Origin of the sequence: Roseisolibacter agri (genome assembly GCF_030159095.1) — a bacterium.
Lineage (GTDB): Bacteria > Gemmatimonadota > Gemmatimonadetes > Gemmatimonadales > Gemmatimonadaceae > Roseisolibacter > Roseisolibacter agri.
In genome coordinates this window covers 1-449 of the sequence record NZ_BRXS01000021.1, presented here as the reverse complement: position 1 = coordinate 449, position 449 = coordinate 1, and the positions used below count along the sequence as shown (strand labels likewise).

The window sequence follows — 449 nt, the reverse complement described above, 5'->3', positions numbered from 1 at the left end:
TGTGCGGCTCCCCCCGGCTTATCGCAGCTTACCGCGCCCTTCATCGCCTCCGTGTGCCCAGGCATCCCCCACTGGCCTTCAGTCGCTTGACTACACCAACTCAGTCAACACGACACGCGCAGTAGATGCAGCTCTAGGCTGATCTACGAAATCTCTACGAGTGATCGTTCCCGGACCGCGCGAGCGGTCCGTTCGCATATCACGATGTTGGATTCCGATTCCATCATCACTTCCACATCGTTTGTCAAACAGCACGGACCGCGCTGAACGCGGTCCGAAACCGTGAGAATCGAGAAGAGAGATCGTGGGACGTGCGAGGCGTGCGACTTCCGTTGAGGACTTTCGGCGGCTCGCGTTGCCGCGCGCTGCTTACTCGTCGCTCCGGTAAGGAGGTGATCCAGCCGCAGGTTCCCCTACGGCTACCTTGTTACGACTTCGCCCCAGTCATG

Annotated in this window: 2 rRNA genes; both read right to left on the bottom strand. The window is 59.7% G+C overall.

The window, feature by feature from the left end:
• Positions 1-92 (bottom strand): 23S ribosomal RNA (locus rosag_RS25350); the annotation flags it as partial.
• A gap of 293 nt (positions 93-385) precedes the next feature.
• Positions 386-449 (bottom strand): 16S ribosomal RNA (locus rosag_RS25345); the annotation flags it as partial.